This window comes from Microbacterium esteraromaticum, assembly GCF_014084045.1.
Lineage (GTDB): Bacteria > Actinomycetota > Actinomycetes > Actinomycetales > Microbacteriaceae > Microbacterium > Microbacterium esteraromaticum_D.
The window spans coordinates 2,280,908-2,298,059 of the sequence record NZ_CP043732.1 but is presented as its reverse complement, the minus strand read 5'-3'; the positions used below and the strand labels follow the sequence as shown (position 1 = coordinate 2,298,059).

Annotated in this window: 17 protein-coding genes and 2 riboswitches; of the genes, 12 read left to right on the top strand and 5 right to left on the bottom strand. The window is 70.5% G+C overall.

Features of this window, described 5'->3' with window-relative positions; translation table 11 throughout:
* Positions 1 to 43: 43 nt before the first annotated feature.
* From gcvH to FVO59_RS10835, 3 genes are all read right to left on the bottom strand, one after another.
* Positions 44 to 421: a glycine cleavage system protein GcvH gene (gene gcvH, locus FVO59_RS10845; protein WP_182252649.1), complete on the bottom strand. Its 378-nt coding sequence runs from the start codon at positions 419 to 421 to the stop codon at positions 44 to 46.
* Positions 418 to 1,608, bottom strand: a complete 1,191-nt coding sequence (locus FVO59_RS10840) for a glycine cleavage system aminomethyltransferase GcvT (protein ID WP_182252648.1) — start codon at positions 1,606 to 1,608, stop codon at positions 418 to 420. The genes gcvH and FVO59_RS10840 overlap by 4 nt, the downstream gene beginning before the upstream one ends.
* Before the next feature lie 53 nt (positions 1,609 to 1,661).
* Positions 1,662 to 1,770: riboswitch (glycine riboswitch) on the bottom strand.
* A 1-nt stretch (position 1,771) separates the two neighbouring features.
* A riboswitch (glycine riboswitch) is annotated at positions 1,772 to 1,865 on the bottom strand.
* A gap of 78 nt (positions 1,866 to 1,943) precedes the next feature.
* Positions 1,944 to 3,557, bottom strand: coding sequence for a response regulator transcription factor (locus tag FVO59_RS10835; protein ID WP_182252647.1), 1,614 nt, complete (start codon positions 3,555 to 3,557; stop codon positions 1,944 to 1,946).
* Between the two features lie 297 nt (positions 3,558 to 3,854).
* Here FVO59_RS10835 and FVO59_RS16560 point away from each other — a divergent pair, with 297 nt between their 5' ends.
* From FVO59_RS16560 to FVO59_RS10800, 8 genes are all read left to right on the top strand, one after another.
* Positions 3,855 to 4,088 (top strand): hypothetical protein, encoded by a 234-nt coding sequence (locus FVO59_RS16560; protein ID WP_259363171.1) that lies wholly within the window; start codon positions 3,855 to 3,857, stop codon positions 4,086 to 4,088.
* A 20-nt stretch (positions 4,089 to 4,108) separates the two neighbouring features.
* Complete coding sequence (locus tag FVO59_RS10830) at positions 4,109 to 4,774, top strand: NUDIX hydrolase (protein WP_259363170.1); 666 nt, start codon at positions 4,109 to 4,111, stop codon at positions 4,772 to 4,774.
* A 214-nt stretch (positions 4,775 to 4,988) separates the two neighbouring features.
* Positions 4,989 to 6,287 (top strand): quinolinate synthase NadA, encoded by a 1,299-nt coding sequence (nadA, locus tag FVO59_RS10825; RefSeq protein WP_182252645.1) that lies wholly within the window; start codon positions 4,989 to 4,991, stop codon positions 6,285 to 6,287.
* Positions 6,284 to 7,762, top strand: coding sequence for an L-aspartate oxidase (gene nadB / locus FVO59_RS10820; RefSeq protein WP_182252644.1), 1,479 nt, complete (start codon positions 6,284 to 6,286; stop codon positions 7,760 to 7,762). The genes nadA and nadB overlap by 4 nt, the downstream gene beginning before the upstream one ends.
* Positions 7,759 to 8,610 (top strand): carboxylating nicotinate-nucleotide diphosphorylase, encoded by an 852-nt coding sequence (gene nadC, locus FVO59_RS10815; RefSeq protein ID WP_182252643.1) that lies wholly within the window; start codon positions 7,759 to 7,761, stop codon positions 8,608 to 8,610. The genes nadB and nadC overlap by 4 nt, the downstream gene beginning before the upstream one ends.
* A gap of 1 nt (position 8,611) precedes the next feature.
* Positions 8,612 to 9,760 (top strand): cysteine desulfurase family protein, encoded by a 1,149-nt coding sequence (locus FVO59_RS10810; RefSeq protein WP_182252642.1) that lies wholly within the window; start codon positions 8,612 to 8,614, stop codon positions 9,758 to 9,760.
* Between the two features lie 182 nt (positions 9,761 to 9,942).
* On the top strand, positions 9,943 to 10,881 hold the full coding sequence (locus tag FVO59_RS10805; protein ID WP_259363169.1) for a glycosyltransferase family 2 protein: 939 nt from the start codon (positions 9,943 to 9,945) through the stop codon (positions 10,879 to 10,881).
* Positions 10,882 to 10,938: 57 nt separating this feature from the next.
* Entirely contained in the window at positions 10,939 to 11,712 is a 774-nt protein-coding gene (locus FVO59_RS10800; RefSeq protein WP_182252641.1) for an SDR family NAD(P)-dependent oxidoreductase, read from the top strand.
* A 5-nt stretch (positions 11,713 to 11,717) separates the two neighbouring features.
* Here the strand turns inward: FVO59_RS10800 and FVO59_RS10795 are convergent, their stop codons facing one another.
* Positions 11,718 to 13,601: an ABC transporter ATP-binding protein gene (locus tag FVO59_RS10795; protein ID WP_182256721.1), complete on the bottom strand. Its 1,884-nt coding sequence runs from the start codon at positions 13,599 to 13,601 to the stop codon at positions 11,718 to 11,720.
* A gap of 156 nt (positions 13,602 to 13,757) precedes the next feature.
* On the opposite strand from FVO59_RS10795, the gene FVO59_RS10790 reads away from it, so the two are divergent.
* Together FVO59_RS10790 and FVO59_RS10785 are read left to right on the top strand one after the other, a co-directional pair.
* On the top strand, positions 13,758 to 15,233 hold the full coding sequence (locus FVO59_RS10790; protein ID WP_182252640.1) for an MDR family MFS transporter: 1,476 nt from the start codon (positions 13,758 to 13,760) through the stop codon (positions 15,231 to 15,233).
* 41 nt (positions 15,234 to 15,274) lie between these two features.
* Entirely contained in the window at positions 15,275 to 15,943 is a 669-nt protein-coding gene (locus FVO59_RS10785; RefSeq protein WP_182252639.1) for a carboxymuconolactone decarboxylase family protein, read from the top strand.
* On the opposite strand, the gene FVO59_RS10780 is transcribed toward FVO59_RS10785, so the two are convergent.
* Positions 15,865 to 16,059, bottom strand: coding sequence for a hypothetical protein (locus FVO59_RS10780; protein WP_182252638.1), 195 nt, complete (start codon positions 16,057 to 16,059; stop codon positions 15,865 to 15,867). The genes FVO59_RS10785 and FVO59_RS10780 overlap by 79 nt on opposite strands.
* A gap of 106 nt (positions 16,060 to 16,165) precedes the next feature.
* Between FVO59_RS10780 and FVO59_RS10775 the strand changes: the two genes are divergently transcribed.
* Together FVO59_RS10775 and FVO59_RS10770 are read left to right on the top strand one after the other, a co-directional pair.
* A complete protein-coding gene (locus FVO59_RS10775) occupies positions 16,166 to 16,651 on the top strand; it encodes a DUF6328 family protein (protein ID WP_182252637.1) in 486 nt (161 codons plus the stop codon).
* 147 nt (positions 16,652 to 16,798) lie between these two features.
* Positions 16,799 to 17,089, top strand: a complete 291-nt coding sequence (locus tag FVO59_RS10770; protein WP_182252636.1) for a Fe-S cluster assembly protein HesB — start codon at positions 16,799 to 16,801, stop codon at positions 17,087 to 17,089.
* Positions 17,090 to 17,152 lie beyond the last annotated feature (63 nt).

Below are 17,152 nucleotides of genomic sequence, written 5' to 3'. Positions count from 1 at the left end.
TCAGCGGTGATGCCGATGTGACGATCTGCGAATGAGGTCACTCTCACGCCTCCGTGTGCGCCACGTAGGCGTCGCGGTCGAGCAGTCCGTCAAGCGCGCCATCGGCGACCTCGACCTTGATCAGCCATGCGTCGCCGAAGGGCGATGAGTTCAGCAGCGCGGGGTCGTCGACGACCGCGTCGTTGATCTCGACGACGGTGCCGGTGACCGGCGCGTACAGCTCAGAGACCGACTTGGTCGACTCGGCCTCGCCGAACACGTCGCCGCGGGTGAACTCGGCGCCCACCTCGGGCAGTTCGACGAACACGATGTCGCCGAGTGCATCGGCGGCGAAGTCGGTGATTCCGATCGTCGCGGTGGCGCCCTCCAGGGCGACCCACTCGTGCTCTTCGCTGTACTTGAGGTTGCTGAGATCGGTCATTTCTTCCTCCGGTAGAAAGGCAGGGCGGTGCGGGTGGCGGGGATCTTCGTCCCCCGGACGTCGAGGAACAGGTCGGTGCCCTCTTCGGCAGACGAGGGGTCGACGTAGGCCATCGCGATCGGGTGGCCGAGTGTGGGGCTGAGGGCGCCGCTGGTGATCTCGCCGACGACGGTGCCGTCCTCGAGCACGACGGCGTACCCGGCTCGGCCGGCGCGGCGTCCCTCGGCGGTCAGGCCGATCAGGGTCCGACCAGCCTGAGCTCCGGCTCCCGTGGAGCCGCCTGCGAGGGCGTCCTTGCCGACGAAGCGCTCCTTGTCGGCGACGACCACGCGGCCGAGACCGGCCTGCGCGGGGACGGTGTCCAGGCTCAGCTCATTGCCGTACAGCGGCATCCCCGCCTCCAGGCGCAGGGTGTCGCGGGCCGCGAGTCCGGCGGGCACGAGGCCGTGATCGGCTCCGGCGGCGAGCGCGGCGTCCCACAGCTCCGCCGCGTCAGCGGCGTCGACCAGCAGCTCGAAGCCGTCTTCGCCGGTGTAGCCGGTGCGAGCCAGCAGCAGCGGCTTGCCACGGTACCGGGCGCTCGCCCAGGCGTAGTACTTCTGCTCGTCCCACGGGACGCTGACCTCGTCGATGCCGTCGATCGCGGCGACGATCTCGGCCGCCTTCGGGCCCTGCACCGCGATCAGGGCGTAATCGTCGGAGACATCGTCGACCGCCACGTCGCCGGACGAGCCGGCGATGAACCCGAACGAGCCGTCGGCGGATGGGGGCACCGGCGCTCCTGCCGCGAACGATCCGGTGCGAGCCGTGAGGGCTTCGCGCACGGCATCTCGATTGCCGGCATTGGAGATGATGAGGAAACGCTGCTCCCCCATCCGGTAGACGATGACGTCGTCGATGATGCCGCCGTCCTCGGCGAGCAGGAGCGAGTACTTCGCCTTGCCGACGGCCATGACAGACAGCCGACCGGCCAGGGCGTAGTCGAGGTATTCGGCTGCCCGGGCGCCGTCGACGATGAACTCGGCCATGTGCGAGATGTCGAAGATGCCCGCGGCCTCGCGCACCGCGTGGTGCTCGGCCAGGTCGGACGTGTAGCGGACGGGCATCTGCCAGCCGCCGAAGTCGGTGAAGGAGGCGCCCAGCGCCTCGTGTCGGTCGCGGAGTGGGGTGTAGCGGGGTTCTGTCACGGAGTTCTCCCGGTCGGAGTCGGGCAGGACGACGTCATCGGCATCCTTGGAACTCCCCCTCTGTCATCGTGCCTGAGAGCTTCGCCCTGCCACGGACTCGAGGAGCCAGTGCACGAGGGCTTTCACCGTCGGCGGATGCGTGCGCATCTCTTTTCAGAGCGGCCGGACCGGGGCGGTAGGGATACCTGAGAGATTGGCGGGGAGGCTTGCTCCTTCGGTGCCCGACCGCGATCATCGGGCTCTCCCGCACAGGTCATGCGGCCAGTGTTCGATTAGGCCTCCAGCATAGCGGGATGCGGGCGGTGCACGGAGTCACTCCCGGACGCTCGCCGGACTCAGTCGTGCGGGTCCTGCTCGGCATCCGCCTCGTCGCTCGGCGACAGCAGCTGGCGCTCCACGGCGATCATGATCGCCTCCTGCCTGCTGGCCGCGCCGAGCTTGCGATAGATGCTGCGCAACTGCGATTTCACCGTGTTCGGCGACACGTACAGCTGCCGCGCGATGTCGGCGGCCGAGCCGCTGTCCATCAGGGCGGAGAGCACGGTCCGCTCCCGCGCGGTCAGCGCCTCCGCCGACACCAGATCGGGAAGCACCGAGCGCGCCGGCAGCCCGGCGAGGAGAGCGCCGTGCCCGGCCGCGTGCAGCCCCGCCACCACGCGATCGAAATCCGCGTGGGGAAGGAACGCCAGAGGCATCCTCAGCCCCGTGCGAAGGAGGAGTGCACCGAGGTAGTCGATCGCGGCATCGGCGCGGGTAGAGCCGCGCCGGCGCAGCAGGGCGGCCGTCTCGATCGCGGATGCCTCTGCCGCTGTGCGCAGCGGCAGAGGATCCGTCGACAGCTCGGCCAGCCTCCGGAAGGCGGATCCGGGATGCCCGCGGACCAGCTCGATGCGTGCTCTGGCCACCTCGCGGGTCGGCCCGACCGCGAAGTCGCTTTCGACGATGGCCGATGCCACGCGCACGTTGCCGAGGCTCAGCTGCAGCATCGACCGGGTGAACGCGACCGAGCTGGGGGGCACACTGCGTCCGCTGTGCAGTTCGATCGATCTCATCTGAGCCTCGAGCCCGGCGAGCGCCGTGGCCGGATCGCCGGACACCATGCGCGCCATGGCGGCCACGATGTCGAGGGCGAGACGCTGCTCGAAGGGGACCTCCGTGTCTATCGACTCGAGCCTGGCGAGCACCCCGTCGCCGTCGAAGCGCTCCAGCTCGATCATCGACGCCGCCACCCAGTCGTTGACCGCCCCCGCCGGCGTCAGCGCGCGGCCGGCCCCTGCTGCGCGCGCATGGTCGAGGTAGCGTGCGGCGAGGGCGATGTCCCCCTCGTAGGCGAACACGGCGGCGAGCCCCGCGATCTCGGTCGCATCCACCGGACCGGGCGTCGTCGGCGCGACAGCCTGCCCGGCCGAGAACGCCTCGAGGGCGAGATCGACCTCGCCCGTGTAGTGCAGCGCCACACCGATCTGGGTGAACAGGTCCGACAGCGGGACCGAGCGGAGCCGTGTCGTGGCCTCACGGGCGTGCGCGAGCGCCGCACGCGCCACGTCGTTCGCCTCGTCCAACCTGCCGTGGCGCTGGTGTCGTGCGCTCTCGGCCGAGAGGATGAGTGCACGGTCGATCGCCATGACCCCGCGACGGTCGTCCTGCGCGGCCTCGACGGCCCTCGCGATCCGGAGCAGTGCGCCTTCGGATTCGCGGCCGGCCTCGAGCTCGCAGAGGCCGGCGAGCATGCTCAGCAGGGGGCTCTCCTCGAGCGAGGCGTCGTCCAGCCTGCGCAGAGCCTCACCGGTCGGGGTCGCGCATCGCCCCGCGAGCTCGAACCACGCCAGGCGTGCGGCGGCCTCGGCGGCGCGGGGATCGCCCTCGGCGATCGCGTCGAGGAAGGCTGCAGGCAGATCGGGCGCGACCGAGCCTGCTGCGCCCGGTGCGGACGCGTGTTCGTCAGTCACCGGCTTCTCCGCTCACTCGGCGCCGTCGGCGCAGGACATCGCCCGTCGTGGCGATGTAACCCACTACGCTACGCGGATGCCGGACCGAGGCGTCCACGATTTCACACCGGGTTTCACCCCTGCCGCTCTCCCCCGGCGCCGGAGCGCCGAACAGAATAGAGGGCGGACGACGCGCCGTGGCGACCCCAGCGCCCGCGCCGAGGAGCGGCCCCGCTCCTCCGCGCCCTCCCGTGCGCGCGTCCGAACGGAAGGCAATCAGTGTGCGTCGAATCTGAGTCGTCGCGCGTCGGGCGCTCGATGGATCCCCTCCACGAGCCCGTGCACGCGACGAGCGAGGGACGGGACATCGCGCCCCTCCCAGAATCGGCCGACGCCATGGAATGCCCCTGTCCGGCGGATGGTCCCCCTCACCGTCCGCCGGACGCCGTTCGCGGCATCGTGTTCGCGGTGCCACTGGCGCTGCTGATGTGGGCCGTGATCATCGGCGCCGGCTTCGCCGTCTGGCAGGCCGTCGCCGCGTGGATCTCCTGACGCCGTCTAGGCTCGTCGATGTGAGTGGCACGACCAGTGGAAGCGACGCGATCGGCGTCGCGGTCTCGACGGTGATCTTCTCGCTGCGCACTGCGGACGACGGCGAGCGCCTCATGCTCCCTCTCGTGCGCCGCACACGCGAGCCGCATCGCGGGTCGTGGGCGCTGCCAGGCGGATGGCTGGACGCCGCGGAGGACCTGGATGCCGCGGCATCCCGCACGCTCGCCGAGACGACGGCGCTCGAGCCGAGCTATCTCGAGCAGCTGTACACGTTCGGCGCGGTCGACCGGGCGCCGTCGCGCACGATATCGATCGTCTACTGGGCGCTGCTGCGCTCGGATCTCGTCGACCGCCAGCGAGCGCGCGTGGGGGCGCCGGAGAACGTGGAGTGGTTCGACGTCGACGCGCTGCCTCCTCTGGCCTTCGATCACAACCGCATCGCCGACTACGCACTGTGGCGGCTGCGCAACAAGGTCGGCTACAGCCGCATCGCCGCGGGGCTGCTGCCCGACGAGTTCACCCTCACCGAGCTGCGCGAGGTGTACGAGGCCGTGCTCGGTCAGCGGCTCGACCCGTCGAACTTCCGTCGCCTTCTCGAGGGGTCCGACGAGCTGGTGCCGACCGAGTCGTTCCGCACAGGCAAGCACCGCCCCGCGCGCCTGTACCGCTACATCGCGCACGCCTGACCGACGTCCCCGCCTTCGACGGGCGGCCGACGCCGCCACGCGTCGCGCACGGATGCAGGTCTGAAACACGGATGTCGGCGGAAACGCCGCCCCCGCGCCGGCATCCGTGCATCCGACCTGCATGTGTGCGGCAGCCGCGCCCGATTGCACTTCTGGTCAGATAGACCTAATCTGTTCGCAGGCAGTAAATGTCATAGCGACCAGAAGGCGGCTCATGTCCATTCCCCGCACCATCGATCCGTCGGTCGACCATGCCCTCCAGGCGATCGTCGCCGGCACGTCGCTCGACGCGACGTGCACCACCGACCTCGCCGCGGACCCGTGGGACTTCGACACCCGGCCCGGCTACGGCCCGGGCTCGTCGATGGGCGATGTCATCCCGGTCGGCTCACCTCGGCAGGGCGAGCTGCCTGCAGAGTACCGCGAGGCCGGCGAAGACGAGCTCGACGCCCGCATCCGCGCGGCCAAGCAGACCCTCGGCGATCGCGTCGTGGTGCTCGGGCACTTCTATCAGCGCGAGGAGGTCGTGCGCCATGCCGATTACGTGGGCGACTCCTTCCAGCTCGCGAACGCCGCGCTCGAGCATCCGGATGCCGAGGCGATCGTGTTCTGCGGCGTGCACTTCATGGCCGAGACCGCCGACCTGCTCTCCGGCCCCGACCAGTCGGTGATCCTGCCCAACCTCGCCGCCGGGTGCTCGATGGCCGACATGGCCGACATCGACCAGGTCGAGGACTGCTGGGAGCAGCTGGCAGACGTGCTCGGCCCGCTCGACCAGCCGGATGCAGACGGACTGCTGCCGGTGATCCCGGTCACCTACATGAACTCCTCCGCCGCGATCAAGGGCTTCGTCGGCCGGCACGGCGGAATCGTGTGCACCTCGTCGAATGCGGCGACGGTGCTCGAGTGGGCGTTCGCGCGCGGCCGCCGCGTGCTCTTCTTCCCGGATCAGCACCTGGGCCGCAACACCGCCAAGGCGATGGGTGTGCCGCTGAAGAGGATGCCGATGTGGAACCCTCGCCGCCCGCTCGGCGGATCGAGCGAGACCGAGCTGCAGGAGAGCAGGGTCATCCTCTGGCACGGCTTCTGCTCGGTTCACCGCCGTTTCACCGTCGAGCAGATCGAGAAGGCGCGCGCCGAGCATCCCGGCGTGCGGGTGATCGTGCATCCGGAGTGTCCGATGGAGGTCGTCGACGCGGCCGACGAGGCGGGCTCGACCGACCACATCCGCCGAGCGATCGCGGCGGCGACGACACCGTCGACCTTCGCGGTCGGCACCGAGATCAACCTCGTCAGACGCCTCGCCGCCCAGCATCCTCAGCACGAGATCTTCTGCCTCGACCCGGTCGTCTGCCCGTGCTCGACCATGTACCGCATCCACCCCGGATATCTCGCCTGGGTGCTGGAGGATCTCGTCGCCGGCCGGGTGCGCAACCGCATCCGCGTCGCCGACGAGGTCGCGCAGCCCGCCAGGGTCGCGCTCGAGCGGATGCTGGCGGCGAAGCCGCGATGAACGTGATCGTCGTGGGCGGCGGCATCGCCGGACTCACCGCGGCTCTGCGGGCGGACGCACTCGGCCATGACGTCACGCTGCTCGTCAAGCACACGCTGGGCGACGGCTGCACCGCACACGCACAGGGCGGGATCGCCGGCGTGTACGGGCCTGGCGACTCCCCCGCTCTGCACGCCCTCGACACGCTGCAGGCGGGCGACGGCCACGGCGACGCGTTCGCGATCACCGCTCTGGTCGACGGTGCCGAAGCGGCGATCGATGAGCTGATCGACGCCGGCGTGCCGTTCGACCGACTGGCCGACGGCGCGATCGCCCGCGGACTCGAGGCCGCGCACAGCCGCCCGCGCATCGCGCACGCCGGAGGCGACGCCACGGGAGCCGCCATCTCGGCAGCCCTGACCGCCCGGGTGCGGGCGTCGTCGGTCGACGTTCGCGAGGGAGCCCTCGTCACCGGCCTCGTCGTGCAGGGCGGGCGGGCGCGCGGCATCCGAACCAGCTGCGGCGAGGAGATGCCCGCCGACGCCGTGGTGCTCGCCACCGGCGGCGCCGGGCAGCTCTACACGCACACGACCAATCCCGCCGGAACCACCGGAGACGGGATCGCCCTGGCGCTGCGCGCCGGCGTGGCGGTCGCGGATCTGGAGTTCGTGCAGTTCCATCCGACCGTGCTCCCGGGCGACGAGCCCTTCCTCGTCTCCGAGGCGGTTCGCGGCGCGGGCGCGGTGCTGCGGGACGCAGCGGGCCGCCGATTCATGCTCGACGAGCACCCGGATGCGGACCTCGCGCCGCGCGATGTGGTTGCGAGGGCCGTCGCGCGCCGCGCCGCGGAGCAGGCGGCTCCCGTCGTGCTCGATGCCACGGCGCTCGGTGCGTCGATGCTCGCCGAGCACTTCCCCACCATCGACGCGGAGCTGCGCCGCCGCGGGATCGACTGGTCGCGGCAGCCGGTGCCTGTGACCCCCGCCGCGCACTACCTGATGGGCGGGGTCGTCACCGATGTCGACGGGCGGACCTCTCTCCCCGGCCTCTGGGCCGTGGGCGAGACCGCGCGCACCGGCGTGCACGGCGCTAATCGCCTCGCATCGAACTCGCTGCTCGAGGGGGCCGTCTTCGCGGCGCGAGCTGCTGGATCTCTCACACGTCCGGCGTCGCCGTCCGCCGGGCCCGTCGCGCCGCATCATCCGGCGCGCGGAGACGCCCCCGGCCGCGCGAGCACAGACGTGGAGCCCTTCTCCCGCGCGGCGCTGCAGCGACTCATGTGGGAGCAGGTGGGCCTGATCCGCACCGAGGAGGGACTGCGGGATGCCGTCGCCCGGCTGCACGCATGGAACGCGCCTCCCGCCAGCACACCCGAATCCCACGAGGATGCGAACCTCCTCACGGTGGCACGCGCTGTGGCATCCGCCGCCCTCGCCCGCACCGATTCGCTCGGCGCGCACTTCCTGCTCTCCCCCGCCCTGATCGGAGCCGCATGATCACTCCCGCCACGCTGAACCGCACCGTCGCGGCGGCCCTGGAGGAGGACGCCCCGTGGGGCGATCTGACCAGCACCACGCTGCTGCCCGCATCGGCGCGCGCGACCGCCGACCTCATCGCCCGGGAACCAGGTGTCTTCAGCGGCGGCGAGGTGCTCACGGCGGCGTTCGCCCTCACCGACCCCGCGACACGGATCGACCTGCACGTCGCCGACGGAGACCGCTTCGACGCCGGTGACGCACTCGCCTCGGTCAGCGGTGCCGCCCGCAGCATCCTCACCGCCGAGCGCGTGGCGCTCAACTTCGCGCAGCGGATGAGCGGCATCGCGACTCTCACCGCGGCATACGTCGATGCCGTCGCCGGCACCGGGGTGCGCATAGCAGACACCCGCAAGACCACGCCGGGCCTGCGCGAGCTCGAGCGGCACGCGGTCGTCTCTGGCGGTGGCGTCAATCACCGCCGGTCGCTGTCCGATGCCGTGATGGCGAAGGACAACCACCTCGCCGTGCTGCGCCAGGGAGGACACGACCTCGCCGTCGCTCTGCGGGATGCCCTGAGCCGTCTGCCGCACACGACGCATGTCGTCGTGGAGGTCGACCGCCTCGACCAGATTCCGGCCGTCCTCGACGGAGGAGCGCACACCGTGCTGCTCGACAACTTCTCTCTCGACGACCTGCGCGCGGGAGTCGCGCTGATCGCGGGCCGTGCAACGGTCGAGGCCTCGGGCGGGGTGAGCCTCGACACCGTGCGCGCAATCGCCGAGACCGGCGTGCAGGTGATCTCGGTGGGCGCGCTCACGCACTCGGCGCGGGCGCTCGACCTCGGACTCGATCTGCAGATCGGCTGACGTGCTGTACCTCGACCACGCCGCCACCTCCCCCGTGCGACCCGAGGTGCTCGAGGCGATGCAGCCCTACCTCAGCGGCGTGTACGGCAATCCTTCGAGCCGTCATACCGTCGGCGAGGCGGCGGCCGGGGCGCTGGAGTGGGCGCGCGGGCGCGTGGCGGCCGCCCTCGGCATGCGAGCGGCCGAGGTGGTCTTCACCTCGGGCGGCACCGAGGCGAACAACCTCGCGGTGAAGGGCATCGTCCTCGGCGGACTGCAGCAGGATCGGGCACGACGCGGTCTGATCACGACGCTCATCGAGCACGAGTCGATCCTGCGATCGGCCGACCACCTGCGGCGTCTGCACGATGTGCCGGTGACGCTGCTGCCGGTCGACGAGCACGGCGCGGTGACCTCCGATGCGCTGCGCCGGGCGCTGGAGCCCGGGGATGCGGCGCTGATCAGCGTCGGCCACGCGAACAACGAGATCGGCACCGTGCAGGACGCCGCCGGACTGATCGCGATCGCGAACGAGCACCGGGTGCCCGTGCACGTCGACGCCGTGCAGTCGGCTGGTTGGCTCGACCTGCGCGGACTCGGCGCCGACGCCGTCTCGATCGCCGGCCACAAGCTGGGCGCGCCGAAGGGCATCGGGGCGGTGGGCGTGCGCTCTCGGATTCCCCTGGAGCCGGTGCTGCATGGCGGCGGGCAGGAGCGGGGACGCCGCAGCGGCACCGAGAACGTCGCCGGAGCCGTCGGCCTGGCCGCCGCGCTCGACCTCAGCGAGGCCGAACGGGAGCAGAGCGCCACCGCGGTGGCCGCGCAGACGGCGGAGTTCGTCGCCGCGGTGCTGGATGCCGTGCCGCAGGCCTCCCTGACCGGCTCGCCCGTTCGCCGGCTGCCCGGCCTCGCCGGCTTCACGTTCGCCGGAACCAGCGGCGAGGCCGTGCTGCTCGAACTCGAACGTCGCGGTGTCGTCTCCTCCAGCGGCTCCGCGTGCGCCGCCGGCAGCGACGAGCCGTCGCCCGTGCTGCTGGCCATCGGCATCCCGGCAGAGCTCGCGCAGACCTCCGTGCGCTTCACCTTCCCCCGCACGCCGATGCCGGCGGGGTCACCGCAGCGGCTCGCGGCGCTCGTCGCCGCGTCCGTCGCGGCAGTCGCGGCCCCATGAGGGGCACCGGTTGACCCGAGCACGCACGTCGTGGCGCACAGCCGCCGCGGAGATGTGCGCTTCGCGCGGACGGATGCCCGGATCCGGTCCGCGCGACGCGCACGATCACGCGCGAAGCGCACGGGCTCCGGGGGTCTGTGCGCCGCGTCTCGCGCCGCTGCCCGCGACGTAGACTCGGCTTCGTGAACCCGCTCGTGACGATGATCGTGCCAGGACGCGACGTCGCCGCATTCGCCCCCGCCGCCGTCGCCTCGCTGCAGGCGCAGACCGATGCACGCTGGCGCGCTCTGCTCATCGACGACGGGTCCCGCGACGAGACGGGCGCGGTGTTCGCCGACGCCGCCGCCGGTGATGCGCGTTTCGAGGTGCTCAGCCACGACGAGGCGCGGGGCCTGGGCGCTGCGCGCAACATCGCACTCGATCGCCTCGACACCCCGTTCGTCGGCTTCCTCGACGGCGATGATGAGCTCACGCCGCGGGCGATCGAGACGTGGCTGCGCACGCTCGACGAGTCGGGCAGTGATTTCGTCGCCGCCGCGTACGTGCGCTCGCGGCTCGTCGACGGCGCGTATCGTCCTGGCCGGGTGCAGCCATGGGTCGCCGCCGCCACCGCACCGCGGCGTCTCGGGGTCACCCTCGCCGAGCATCCCGAGGCGTCGGGGAACATCGTCGCGTGGTCGAAGCTCAGTCGTGCGTCCGTCTGGGAGCGGCTGCGCTTCCCCGAGAACGTGGCCTACGAGGACCAGGTGGTCGCGCAGCGCATGTACACCGAGGCGCGTGCGTTCGATGTGATCCCCGAGGTGGCCGTGCACTGGCGGCTGCGCGCCGACGGCACGTCGATCACGCAGGGCAAGGCGCACCTGCCTGTTCTTCACGACTACCTCGCCGCCCTCCTCGGCGGCATCGACGTGCTCGCCGCCGCAGGGCACAGCGAGGCCGTCCGCGCTCGGATCGCGCTCATCCTCGCGATGGACCTCCCGTCGCTGCGGACGATCGCAGCCGGGCATCCGGATCCCGCCTACCGCGCCTCGCTCGAGTCGTTCGAGGCGTCGCTGCGCGCACTGCCCGAGTACGCTCGCGCCGCACCCGACCACACGCACGCCGCAGCACTGGCCTGGTGAGACGCGCACGGCTTCTTCGCGCATGCTCATCCGCCCGGACGTCGATACGGTGAGAGGGTGAACGCGTACCTCGACGCCCTCTTCTCGCTCTCTGGACGAACCGCTCTCGTCACCGGAGGATCATCCGGCATCGGCCGAGGGATCGCGACGGCCCTGGCCGGCGCAGGCGCGTCGGTCGTGATCGTGGCACGAGGACGGGATCGCGTCGAGCAGACGGCACGCGAGCTGATCGACGCAGGCGGCCGAGCGGCCGGGGTGGTGGGCGACCTGGGAACGCGGGACGGGATCGACGCCGTCGCCCGCTCCGCCTGCGAGCCGTTCGGCGAGCCCGACATCGTCGTGCACTCCGCCGGGATCAACATCAGGCCCCCCTTCGGCGAGATCACCCAGGACGACTGGGATGCCACCATGACCGTGAACGCAGTCGCGCCGTTCCTGCTCGGTCAGCGCTTCGCACCGCGCATGGTCGAGCGCGGGTTCGGCCGGCTCATCCACATCAGCTCGCAGCAGGCGCACCGCGCGTTCGTCACGAGCGGCGTCTACGGCGTCTCGAAGGGCGCCGTCGAATCACTGGTGCGCTCCGAGGCCGAGGCGTGGGGCGGCACAGGGGTGACGAGCAATGCGCTCGTCCCCGGATTCGTGCTCACCCCGCTGAACGCCCGGCTTCGAGAGGATCCGGACAAGGTCGCCGAGCTCGCCGCCCGCACGATGATCGGGCGCAACGGCGTGCCGGAGGACTTCGCCGGGGCCGCGGTGTTCCTCGCCTCGCCCTCATCGGGCTACGTCACCGGGCAGCACCTCTTCATCGACGGCGGCATGTCGGTTCACTGATCCGGTCAGCGCTGCCCGTCCTCGAGCAGCCGCGTCGACGCCATCTGCTGCGCCGCGAGCGTCGCGTAGAGTCCGCCGCCGGCGAGCAGCTGGGCGTGTGTGCCCGACTCCACGATGCGGCCGGCCTCGACGACGTGGATCATGTCGGCATCGATCACGGTCGACAGCCGGTGAGCGATCGACAGCGTGGTGCGGCCCTGCGCCGCGGCGTCCAGAGCCTCCTGGACGACCCGCTCCGAGACCGTGTCGAGGGCCGAGGTCGCCTCGTCGAGCAGCAGCACCGGCGGGTCCTTCAGCAGCACCCGCGCGATCGCGATGCGCTGCTTCTCACCACCGGAGAGACGGTAGCCGCGCTCTCCGACCACCGTGTCGTAGCCCTTGTCGAACGACGCGATCACGTGATGGATGTTCGCCGCGCGGCAGGCGCGCTCGAGCTGCTCATCGGTGGCATCCGGTTTCGCGTATCGCAGGTTCTCGCGGATCGTGGCGTGGAACAGGTACGTCTCCTGCGAGACGATGCCGATCTGATCGATGATCGACTCCTGCGTGAGCGACTGCACATCGGCGCCTGAGAACTCGACCGTTCCGCCAGACGCCTCGTAGAGGCGGGGCGCCAAGTAGAGGATGGTGGTCTTGCCCGCTCCGGAAGGGCCGACGAAGGCGACGTGCGTGCCGGGCTCGGCGACGAACGACACCCCGTCCAGTGTCGGGCGGGCGTCGGCGGAGGCATCCGGATACCGGAACACGACGTCGCGGAACTCGATCCGTCCACGCGGGCCGGGGGCATCGGCGACGTCCATGGCACCGGGCGCGTCCTGGATCTGGGGCACCATGTCGAGGTACTCGAAGATGCGCGCGAACAGGGCGGCCGAGGTCTGCAGGTCGAGCGCCACCCGCATCAGCCCCATCAGCGGCATGAGCAGGCGCGCCTGCACCGTGGTGAACGCGACGATCGCCCCGGCGGTGATCCCCGGTGCATCCCCTGTGAGGAAGAAGCCCGCGACGAGGTAGATGATCGCGGGCACGCTGGCCATGATGACCTGCACGACGGCGAAGAACCCCTGGCCGCTCATCGCCCGCCGCACCTGGAGCCGAACCTGGTTGCGGTTCTCGTTCTGGTACCGCACCGACTCGGTTCGCTGGCGATTGAACGACTTCGACAGCAGGATGCCCGAGACGCTCAGCGTCTCCTGCGTGATGCTCGTCAGCTCGGACAGCGACTCCTGGGTCTCGCCTGCGATCCGCGCTCGGACCTGCCCCACGCGGCGCTGCACGAGCACGAGGATCGGCATCAGGATCACGGCGATGAGGGTCAGGCGCCAGTCGATCAGGATCATCGCCACCAGCGAGGCGATCACCGTGACGGTGTTGCCGAGCACGCTCGTGACGGTGTTCGTCAGCACGCCCGACACCCCGCCGACATCGTTCTGCAGCCGCGACTGTATGACTCCGGTCTTGGTGCGGGTGAAGAAGCCGAGCTCCATCGCCTGCAGGTGCTCGAACAGCCGCACGCGAAGGTCGCCCGTCACCTCGTTGCCGACGGTGGAGGTGAGCCAGGTCTGCACGACCCCGAGCACCGCCGACAGCAGGAACAGTCCGATCGTGATGCTCACCAGCATCGCGAGCAGCGGGATGTGCGGGCCGCCTCCGTCGAGCGGGAAGAGCGCGTCGTCGAAGATGCGCTGCACCAGCAGCGGCGGGATCACGGCGAGGCCGGCGCCCACGATGACGAGCAGCGCGGTGAGTGCGAGTCGCCCGCGGTAGGGACGGAACAGCGCTACCACCCGACGACCGAGACCCGACACCTTCGGTGCCGCCGCATTGAGGCGTCGCTGCGCCGCCTCGTCGACGCCGCGGAACGCTCCGCCGCGGCCTGCGCCGCCACCCATGCTCATGACTTCAGGCTAGTCCGCGCAGCACGCGGGAATACCGCCGCGACGACAGGGGTTAGGATGGACGGCTGATCTTTCTGCCCGGTCCGCCGACCGGCCGCGCTCGCGCTCTGCCGAGTGCATCCGCTCTCACCATCACTCTCGAGGAGACCCATGTCTGCCGTCCACACCGGGTCGACTCCCGTCGCACCTCCCGCTTCCGGCATCATCCCGCCCAAGGACATGGCGGTCATCTGGGTGCTGCTCACCGCCGCCTTCGTCGCGATCCTCAACGAGACGACGATGGGCATGGCCATCCCCCACCTGATCAGCGACCTCGGCATCACGCCGATCGCCGCACAGTGGGTGACCAGCGCCTTCATGCTGACCATGGCCGTCGTGATCCCGATCACCGGCTTCCTGCTGCGCCGCTTCACGACGCGGCAGATGTTCATCGGCGCGATCGCGCTGTTCTCCGCAGGCACCCTGATCGCCGCTCTCGCACCCGGCTTCGAGGTGCTGCTCGTCGCACGCGTGGTGCAGGCGTCGGGCACCGCCGTCATGATGCCGCTCCTGATGACGACGATCATGAATCTCGTTCCCGCGTCGTCGCGCGGACGGATGATGGGCCGTGTCAGCATCGTGATGTCGCTCGCCCCTGCCATCGGGCCGACCATGTCGGGCTTCCTGCTCGATCACTTCGGGTGGCGGGCGATCTTCGTCGTCGTGCTGCCGATCGCCCTGGTCGCGATGTTCATCGGCTGGCGCTGGCTGACGAACGTCGGCGAGACGATGCACGCTCCGATCGACCTGATCTCGGTCGTCCTCTCCGCCTTCGGCTTCGGCGGCCTGGTATTCGGGCTGAGCCAGATCGGCAGCCTCGGCAAGGGAGCCAGCTGGGCTCCGATGGCGATCGCCCTCGCGGTCGGCGTCATCGGCCTCGCTCTGTTCCTGGTTCGCCAGGTGCGCCTCCAGCGCGATGACGACGCACTGCTCGACCTGCGGGTGTTCGCGTCGAAGGACTTCTCCCTGTCGATGATCCAGATGTTCCTGCTGTCGCTCGCGTTCTTCGGCAGCATCACCGTGATCCCGCTCTTCCTGCAGGACGCCCTGCAGCTGAAGGCGCTCGACGCGGGACTGGTCGTGCTGCCCGGCGCGCTGGCGATGGGTCTGCTCGGCCCGGTGATCGGTCGCATCTACGACAGCCACGGCACGCGCATCCTGCTCATCCCCGGTTCGATCCTCGCGGCGTCCATGCTGTGGCTGTTCACCACGCTGTCCGTCTCCAGCTCGATCTGGCTCGTGCTGGCCGCCCAGACGCTGCTCTCCGTCGGCCTCGCGCTGTCGTTCACGCCGCTGTTCACGGCATCCCTCGCGTCGCTGAAGCCCAAGTTCTACTCGTACGGCAGTGCCGTGATCGGCACGATCCAGCAGGTCGCGGGCGCGGCGGGCATCGCGGTCATGATGGCCGTCTTCACGGCGGTGGCCAACTCCGGAGGGGGAACCGGGGTGCCTGAGGCCGTCGCAGCCGGAACCCGCACGGCGGTCACGATCGGAGCGGTCATCGCGACCGTGACGATCGTCGGCGCCTTGCTCATCCGCAAGCCCGAGGACGACGGCGAGGGCGCACCAGCGCACGGCGGTCACTGACCCTCTTCCGCCGCGGTTCGCGGCGGAGTACCGTCCGCCTCATGATCATCACCACCCCCGCGCCCGAAGGCGCCAGCGGAGCCGTCGCGGCGATGTACCGGGAGGACCTCGCCGCCGACGGCTTCGTGCATTCCTACACCGCCGCGATGGCGGTGAACCCCGAGGCGCACGAGGCCTTCGTCGCGCTGGTCAAGGCCGTGCTGCCCTCGATCGGCATCCGGGTCTACGAGGCGGCCACGCTGGGCGCCGCGCGCGCGATCGGCTCATCGCACTGTCTCATCGCGCACGCGCGGAAGTCGATGAAGGCAGGAGTCGCCGATGAGGCGGGGCTTCGGGTCTTCGCCGAGGACGAGGACTCCGCATTCACCGACTCCGAGCGTGCGGTCATCCGCTTCGCGGAACGACTCTCGACATCACCGCATGAGATGACGGATGCCGATGCGGCGGATCTGCGCGAGCACGGCTTCAGCGATCGGCAGATCGTGGACATCACGCTCGCGGCCGGGCTCCGCAATCACTTCAGTCGGTCGCTGCTCGCCCTGGCCGTACCGCTGGACGAAGACCCGCTGATCGCCCCGGAGCTCGCCTCAGCGCTCCGGCATTGCACCGAGCGAGCGGACGCGCAGTCGGGTCAGTCTCGGTCGGAGTCGGATGCCTCGGCCTCGGGCTCCGAATCCTCCGCCGCCGCTGCGGCGGGGAGCACGCAGTAGCCGTCCGCGCACATCCCGGCGGCATCCGCGCCGAGCAGCCGGAGCCCCGGCGGAGCCGCGAAGGTGCGCGGCGAGTTCTCGGAGGCCTGGTTCTCGAAGGCCTGGTTCTCTGGCATCCCTCGATCGTACGCCCGCTCCAGGCGATGGGCGCCGAGACCGACCGCGCCCATCGCCCGCAAGCCCCTCTTCGTGTTCGCGCCCGGCCGTGTAGCGTCCGATGTCATGAACGACCCGTATGCCGACGCGCAGGACGATGGACGCGACGAGACCGCGACGGAGCGCGCCGACCGCAACTGGGAGGAGCTGATGCAGGAGCTGCGCGTCATGCAGACGGGCACGCAGATCCTCACCGGATTCCTGCTGGCGGTGGCCTTCCAGCCTCTGTTCCGCGATCTGAGCGATCCGCAGAGGATCCTGTACATCGTGCTGGTGCTGCTCGCCGCCACCGCCACGATCCTCGCCCTGGCCCCGGTGGGCATGCACCGGATCCTCTTCGCCAAGGGGCGAAAGCCCGAGCTGGTGCGTGTCGCGCACCGTATCGTCAAGGCCGACATGGTGGTCATCGCGGCGCTCACGGTCGGCGTCACCGTGCTCATCATCGATTTCACGTTCGACCATGTCTTCGCCTTCGTCGCAGGCGGTATCGGCTTGGTGGTCATCCTGCTGCTGTGGCTGGGTCTGCCGCTTGTGCTGCGCCGTGAGCGCTGACCGGCTCCCTGTCTGTGAGGCGTGCAAGCGCCCGGTGTGAAACCCCTCAGAGTGACCACGCTCGGCTTGAACCACCGGGGCAGGTGCGGAATCGTGGCACGGACATCGCGCCGAACGGTGCGGTGTCCGCAACCGGAAGGAGAGCTGATGCTCACCCTGACCGAGAACGCAAACACGATCGCGGCGACCATCGTCGCCCAGCAGAGCACGACGCCGGATGCCGGACTCCGCATCCACTCGTCGGGCACCGAGGCCGAACCGCGCTTCGCGGTGACGGTCGCCCCCACGCCCGAGCCGGGCGACTCCATCATCGGCGACGAGGACATCCGCGTGTTCCTCGAGAAGGCCGCCGCCGACGCCCTCGACGACAAGGTGCTCGACGCCTCGGTCGACGAGCAGGGCGCGGTGTCGTTCAGCCTGCTGCCCCAGCCCGCCTGAGCACCGCCCACGACGAGGGCCGTCACCCACCGGGTGACGGCCCTCGTTCTGTGTTCTGGCGCG

Excerpts from the sequence above, each read along its gene's own strand:
- gcvH (WP_182252649.1), bottom strand. The coding sequence starts at position 421 with ATGACCGATCTCAGCAACCTCAAGTACAGCGAAGAGCACGAGTGGGTC.
- FVO59_RS16560 (WP_259363171.1), top strand. The coding sequence starts at position 3,855 with ATGGATCCCCTCCACGAGCCCGTGCACGCGACGAGCGAGGGACGGGAC.
- nadA (WP_182252645.1), top strand. The coding sequence starts at position 4,989 with ATGTCCATTCCCCGCACCATCGATCCGTCGGTCGACCATGCCCTCCAG.
- nadB (WP_182252644.1), top strand. The coding sequence starts at position 6,284 with ATGAACGTGATCGTCGTGGGCGGCGGCATCGCCGGACTCACCGCGGCT.
- nadC (WP_182252643.1), top strand. The coding sequence starts at position 7,759 with ATGATCACTCCCGCCACGCTGAACCGCACCGTCGCGGCGGCCCTGGAG.
- FVO59_RS10795 (WP_182256721.1), bottom strand. The coding sequence starts at position 13,601 with ATGGGTGGCGGCGCAGGCCGCGGCGGAGCGTTCCGCGGCGTCGACGAG.
- FVO59_RS10790 (WP_182252640.1), top strand. The coding sequence starts at position 13,758 with ATGTCTGCCGTCCACACCGGGTCGACTCCCGTCGCACCTCCCGCTTCC.
- FVO59_RS10785 (WP_182252639.1), top strand. The coding sequence starts at position 15,275 with ATGATCATCACCACCCCCGCGCCCGAAGGCGCCAGCGGAGCCGTCGCG.
- FVO59_RS10780 (WP_182252638.1), bottom strand. The coding sequence starts at position 16,059 with ATGCCAGAGAACCAGGCCTTCGAGAACCAGGCCTCCGAGAACTCGCCG.
- FVO59_RS10775 (WP_182252637.1), top strand. The coding sequence starts at position 16,166 with ATGAACGACCCGTATGCCGACGCGCAGGACGATGGACGCGACGAGACC.
- FVO59_RS10770 (WP_182252636.1), top strand. The coding sequence starts at position 16,799 with ATGCTCACCCTGACCGAGAACGCAAACACGATCGCGGCGACCATCGTC.